Below are 6,370 nucleotides of genomic sequence, written 5' to 3' on the forward strand. Positions count from 1 at the left end.
TCTTAAATTGCATATCAAGTAAAGCGTTAACGAGACTCTAGACGTTTAGCCTTTCACCGAACCAAGCATCACCCCTTTTGCGAAGTGCTTTTGCAGTAACGGATATACGACCAATATCGGGATCGTTGCGAGTAAGATTGCCGCCATTCCGATCGTCTCAGCAGGAGGAGCACTTTGCGCCAACGCAGCTTGCTGGCCGTCAGACAGCGAATCGAGCTTTTGACTTAAGATGACGATTTGCCGCAAGATGACTTGTACGGTCCATTTGGCCGGATCGCTGATATAAATAAGTGCATTGAAATACGTGTTCCAGTTACTGACGGCATAAAAGAGGCCAAATGCCGCCAGTGCCGGCTTCGAAAGCGGAAGAATGATCCGAGTGTAAATTTGCAAATCGTTGGCGCCATCAATGACGGAGGCTTCTGTTAATTCCTTCGGTATACTAAGAAAAAACTGCCGCATGACGATGAGATTGAATGAATTGATCGCACTGGGGATGATGAGCGCCCAGTAGCTGTCGAGAAGATGCGTCGCTTTGACGACCATGTAGGTTGGAATAATCCCGGCACCGAAGACGAACGTAAACAGTACGAGAAACAAATATACCCTTTGGCCAAGAATGTTTCGAGAAAGCGCATACGCCATCATAGAAGTGAGTAGCAGGCTGAATAACGTGCCCGCCACCGTGACAAAGGCAGTAACGCCGATGGAGCGTGTGAACGCTTTGGAGTTAAAAATAAACCGGTATGCGTCGAGCACGGGGCGAGCCGGCAACAGAACGATGTCCTTTGCCACATACTCCGAGTAGGAAGTGAACGAAATACTAATCATGTAATAAAACGGGAACAGCATGATGAGTCCGACGACAGTGAGCGCCACAACATTCAGCACGTTTAACGTTTTTTCCGCAAATGACCTTTGTTTGATCAAGAATTGCACCTCCGCTTGTGAAAGATCCTCCGGCTAGAAAACGCCTTCTTCACCGAACTTCTTGGCCAGCTTGTTGGCGCTGATGATCAATATGAAGCCTACGAGGGATTTGAACAACCCGACGGCCGTTGCAAAACTGAAATCCGATTTTTCGATACCTTTGAAGTATACAAACGTATCCAAAACGTTACCGATCTCCATATTCAACGAATTGAGCATCAGGAAAATCTGTTCGAAGCCGACATCAAGCACACTGCCAAGCCGCAAAATAAGAAGAATGATAATCGTACTACGAATCGCAGGTAAGGTTATATGCCAAATTTGCTTCCATCTGCCGGCTCCGTCAACGATGGCCGCCTCGTACAAGCTCGGATCAACTCCCGACAAGGCAGCTAGAAAAATGATGGTTCCCCATCCTGTTTCCTTCCAGATAACCTCTAGTACGATGAGCGGCATAAACCATCCCGGCTCCGTCAGAAAAGAAACCTGATCCATACCGAATACGAGATATAGAAGCTTATTAACGATCCCTTCCGACTTCAGAAACACAGTTACGATGCCGACGACAACAACCCATGATAAGAAATGCGGCAAGTAGACCAGGGATTGAATAAGTCGCTTATACCGCTCGCTTCGTAGTTCGTTCAGCATGAGCGAGAGCACAATCGACATTGGGAATGCAAAAACAATTTGTAAGAACGATAAGTACAGCGTGTTCCAAATGACGCGAATCACTTCCTGGTCTTCGAAAATCTTTTTGAAATGCTTAAGCCCGACCCAATCGCTGTGCAAAAAGCCTTGAAATGCGCTGAAGTCTTGAAAGGCGATCACATTGCCGGCCATTGGAATGTAGCGGTAAACAATAAAGTACATAAGTCCCGGCAAAAGCAACAAATATAAATAACGCTCTTTCCGCAATCGGGTTAACACTGCATTTTTTGCTTTCATTTTGTGGATGGCAACGGTGTTCATATGGATATTGGCATCCGAGTTCGTGTCCATTCTGCATTCCCCTCCTTAATTGCAGTATTGATTTCTGTCTGTCATGCTATTATCGTATAAGAAACGAATGCTGACTGAATATCGAAATATTTACCACGAATGAGACATTTCTCAGGTTTTTTCGTAAATATGTACCATTTTCGAAAAAGTGTCTATCCAGATATAAGGGGAGGCGGCTCGGTGCGCAGCATTTTACAGATGAAACTCAACACGCGATCCATACTTTTTAAGCTGCTGGTTAGCTTTTGGACGATTATTTTGCTATTCGTTTCGTTTCATATCGTTTCGCTGATCATGTACCGCAACAATATTCACGATGAAATCATAAAGTACAACGATGCCAATTTGACGTATACCACAAATGGATTTGAGCAATATTTTGAACTGCTTAACAGCGTGCTTTTAAGCATGTACACAGGCGATAACCTTGAAAAGCTAAATCACCCCTCCATTGATTATGTGGCTGCTGGCCAAGTCATAAACGACTTACAGCATACGACCGCCAATTCACAGCTTTATTTAAATAATTTGTTCGTTTATGATGCCAAGCTGTCACTCGTTTTAGAAAAAAACAGAGGGAGTAGCAATCCGGAAACGATGTTTTCCGAGCATTATGTGAATCCGCGATATACATATGAATTCTGGAAACGGGAGTTTGCGGAGCCATTTACTTACAAACTTTATCCCTCAGCTACCTTTACAGAGTCATCGGGTACCGCGTATAGTTCGCAGTCGGATCTTGTTATTCCCTATATGGTCAAAAGTCCGGTCTACCCCGACTTCATCATGCTTGCTTTTATTGATTTCACTAAGCTATACAAGGCCTATCATCAATCGATTAACGAAAACTTTTATATGATAAGTCCCCAAGGGCAGACGCTGTTTTCTTCCGATCAGACTGGCAAGCACGAGCTTCCTGCTTTAGATCCAGGGAAAAAATGGGTGAAGTATAACGGGAACTACTATTTTTATAAAAAAGGGACGGTCACCGGGTTGACGTATGTCAACATCGTGTCGGATGGCAGTATCAGCGCCCAGCTTTTCCGGCAAAGCTTAACTCTGCTTCTATTGCTCGTTATTTCGATTATCGTCAGTGTGACGGTTTCGGTGTTCTCAAGCTTGCGTTTCAACAATCCGGTGAAAAAGATCGTAGAGTCCATCCGCCATCTAAATGAGAAGAAGGAGCTCGGTGGAAAACCGGTCAATGAACTTGAGTTGATCAGTGAAAATATTGGGCGGATGATGAAACTGAACCGGGATACACTCACGGATCTGGAGGAAAAAAAGAGTCTGCTTCGCTACTATTCGCTGATGAATCGGTTAAAACGCATTCGCAGCGGCTTTCAGGAGACACTGCAACCTGAGATGGAGCGGAAATATCGGTTCGTACTGTTCCAATTGACGTTTAAGATGCAATTTTGGGAGGAAATGCAGGGTGATGAAGAACGGGCGACTTATTTTTTCCGGGAGTTCGTCAACCAGGCTATGGGTCTGGACATCAAGGATTCGCAGACGTTTCAGATTGAGGCGAACCAAATCTTATCGATTCTTTATCCGGAAGACGAAGATGAGCGATGGCTCGACGTGCTCCATAAGATCAAAAGCGTACTGGACGCTGATAGCCACTACTGTTTTTTCACGATTGCCGTCAGCTCAATGTACGAGCATTCTTCGCAAATGACTGCTTGCTACGAGGAAACGCTTGCGATGATCAAACAGCGGCCGTTTGATGACAAGACACACATTCTGCTGGGCTCCGAAGTTGTGGAAGAACCTTTCCTGCTACCCGCCTCCTTGGAGCAGGAGCTTCAGACGAACCTGCAGGTAGGCAGCGATGCGCAGGTGCTGCATTCGCTGCTTCGCACGGTGAGGCACATGAAGAAAAAAAGCTTCAGCACCATGCGATTTCATCGCTTTGCCGAAGAAATCGCAGACAGAGTCATCAGGGTATTGCACGGCCTGCAGCTTGAGACAAGGATCATATCTGCTATGTTAGGCTCGATACCGCACATTCACACGCTCTGTGAGATCGAGCAGTTTTTTGAGAAGCTGATCAGCGAGGCGTGCCGACAAGTTCGGATGAAAAATGAGGAGCACGATCCGATCGTCCATTTCGTCATGAGCTACATGCAGGCACATTACGCCGAAGACATTACGCTTGATCACGTAGCAAGCAAGCTGAACATAACCGGTGGGTATTTGTCCACATATTTCAAAGAAAAGACGGGGACGAATTTCGTCGACTACGTCAACGAATTCCGAGTCAAACTAGCGACGGATCTGCTGCTAAAACAGGAGCTGAAGATCCAGGATGTTGCGACTGCGGTCGGTTACCAGACGATGAGATCCTTTAACCGCACATTTAAGAACCTTACCGGAGTTACACCGAGCGAGTATAGGAAAAGTCGAGCCCTAGAGAGTGAATCGGTAAGTTAAATGCATTGAAAATCAAACAACGCTGTATAGACATTATCTATCACGCGGCTAACCAAGAAACAATCAATGAAAAAGAACCTTCCAACATTTGGTGGAAGGTTCTTTTTATGAGGAATTATAAAAGTCATGTCAGTTGGATCTTATTTTGAAACGATTTTCTAAATGCATACCTGCGCAGGTACGCCTTTAAATTTCTTTTAGTAAGATTTTCTTAACTATGTTGGTGAATTTTTGACACTTTTTTATCCCCTTTACTTAAACAAGTCGTTAGTAAAATTGTGATCGCTATTTCAATCCACAAACCATATTAAAGAAAAGAAATGTGACCCTAAATATGTATGGTTCTGCTTCTGTGGAGAACATATCATATTTAATTTCTCCTTCTGAAATCTGTGCAACTTCTTGTCTTACGAAAAGGACAAAAAGTTGTATCCATAAAAATAAAAAAAAAGAGAAACAATCATTAAGCGAGCGCATTTGTTGCCATACGGGATTGTCATTATCCTGCCCGTTAGCCAATCATGCAGCGCGCGAAACAGCGCTGCATCACAGAGGATGAAAATGAAATCAAAAAGCCGTCAATACTGCTACTACGGCTGGGAGAAGAAGGTCGATGAACTATGGTGCGGTAGAGCCCATCCGTTAGTCTGACTCCGACGACCACGGTGCATCACAGAATGTCGCTCCCTCTTGGGAAGCACTCATGGTAGATTAATCCTATTTTGGTTGTTGCACCAGCTCCAATTTTAGTGCCGTAGGAAGGATGCTTTCAATGGAAATTCTCATTGAACGCGCATGTGGTTTGGATGTTCATAAAGACTCCATTACAGCATGTGTAATGACACCAGAAGGAAAGGAGATTTGTACGTTTTCTACTAAAACAGTCTTTTTGTTGCAATTAATCGACTGGATTAAAAAACATGGATGTACTCATGTTGCTATGGAAAGCACAGGAGTCTTTTGGAAGCCAATTGTTAACCTGCTAGAAGCTGAGGATATCGAGTTTTTAGTCGTAAATGCCCAACATATGAAGGCACTACCAGGACGTAAAACAGATGTCAAAGATGCTGAATGGATCGCCCAACTTCTACGCCATGGACTTCTAAAAGCTAGCTTCGTTCCAAACCGCGATCAACGAGAACTTCGAGAGTTAGTCCGTTATCGCCGAAGCATTATTGAAGAACGGGCCAGACAGCACAATCGAATACAAAAGGTTCTAGAAGGAGCAAACATTAAACTCGGCTCTGTTGTTTCCGATATTATGGGCGTTTCCTCTAAGGATATGCTTCGCGCTATTGCAGAAGGTGAAGATGATCCTGAGAAATTGGCAAACTTCGCTCAACGAACACTGAAAAAGAAGAAAGCAGAACTTGAGCTAGCTCTTCGAGGTTACGTAAACCCCCATCAGCGTTTAATGATCAAGACAATTCTAACTCATATTGACTTTCTGTCCGAACAAATTGAAATGTTAGATCAAGAAATTGCAAACAGGGTTAGTTCGTATCAAGAAGACGTAGAACGCTTGGACTCCATACCTGGAATTGCCCCTCGGATGGCGGAACAGATTCTAGCTGAACTCGGAACAAACATAGAGAAACAGTTTCCTAGTGCGGCTCACTTATGTTCTTGGGCTGCATTAGTGCCTGGACATAATGAGAGCGCCGGCAAACGAAAGTCTTCCAAAGGCAAAAAAGGAAACAAATATTTAAAATCTGCTTTAACAGAAGCAGCGCATTCGGTAGGTGCATCCAAAAACTATCTTGGTGCAATGTATAGGCGAACTTTAGCACGAAAAGGCAGAAAAAGAGCTGCTATTGTTGTGGCCCATGCCATGCTAAGAATCGCTTATTATTTATTGACAAGAAAAGAAATGTATGTTGATCTAGGTGAAGATTACTTTGACAAACAGAAACTCGGAGCAATTGTACGGAATTCAGTTCGAAGGCTTGAGAGCTTAGGTTATAACGTTTCGATTTCGGAAGTCTCCTGATCCCCCCATTTC

Annotated in this window: 4 protein-coding genes; 2 read left to right on the top strand and 2 right to left on the bottom strand. The window is 44.1% G+C overall.

Annotated features, from left to right (window positions below):
* Window positions 1–45 precede the first annotated feature (45 nt).
* Both O9139_RS27820 and O9139_RS27825 read right to left on the bottom strand, forming a co-directional pair.
* Window positions 46–927 (bottom strand): carbohydrate ABC transporter permease, encoded by an 882-nt coding sequence (locus O9139_RS27820; protein WP_270885020.1) that lies wholly within the window; start codon window positions 925–927, stop codon window positions 46–48.
* Window positions 928–963: 36 nt separating this feature from the next.
* The gene (locus O9139_RS27825; RefSeq protein ID WP_270885021.1) at window positions 964–1,878 is read right to left on the bottom strand and encodes an ABC transporter permease; all 915 of its coding nucleotides are present in this window, start codon (window positions 1,876–1,878) and stop codon (window positions 964–966) included.
* A 234-nt stretch (window positions 1,879–2,112) separates the two neighbouring features.
* Between O9139_RS27825 and O9139_RS27830 the strand changes: the two genes are divergently transcribed.
* On the top strand, window positions 2,113–4,368 hold the full coding sequence (locus O9139_RS27830; protein WP_270885010.1) for a helix-turn-helix domain-containing protein: 2,256 nt from the start codon (window positions 2,113–2,115) through the stop codon (window positions 4,366–4,368).
* 772 nt (window positions 4,369–5,140) lie between these two features.
* Window positions 5,141–6,358 (top strand): IS110 family RNA-guided transposase, encoded by a 1,218-nt coding sequence (locus tag O9139_RS27835; protein ID WP_270880676.1) that lies wholly within the window; start codon window positions 5,141–5,143, stop codon window positions 6,356–6,358.
* Window positions 6,359–6,370 lie beyond the last annotated feature (12 nt).

Origin of the sequence: Paenibacillus aestuarii, from assembly GCF_027789125.1 — a bacterium.
Lineage (GTDB): Bacteria > Bacillota > Bacilli > Paenibacillales > NBRC-103111 > Paenibacillus_E > Paenibacillus_E aestuarii.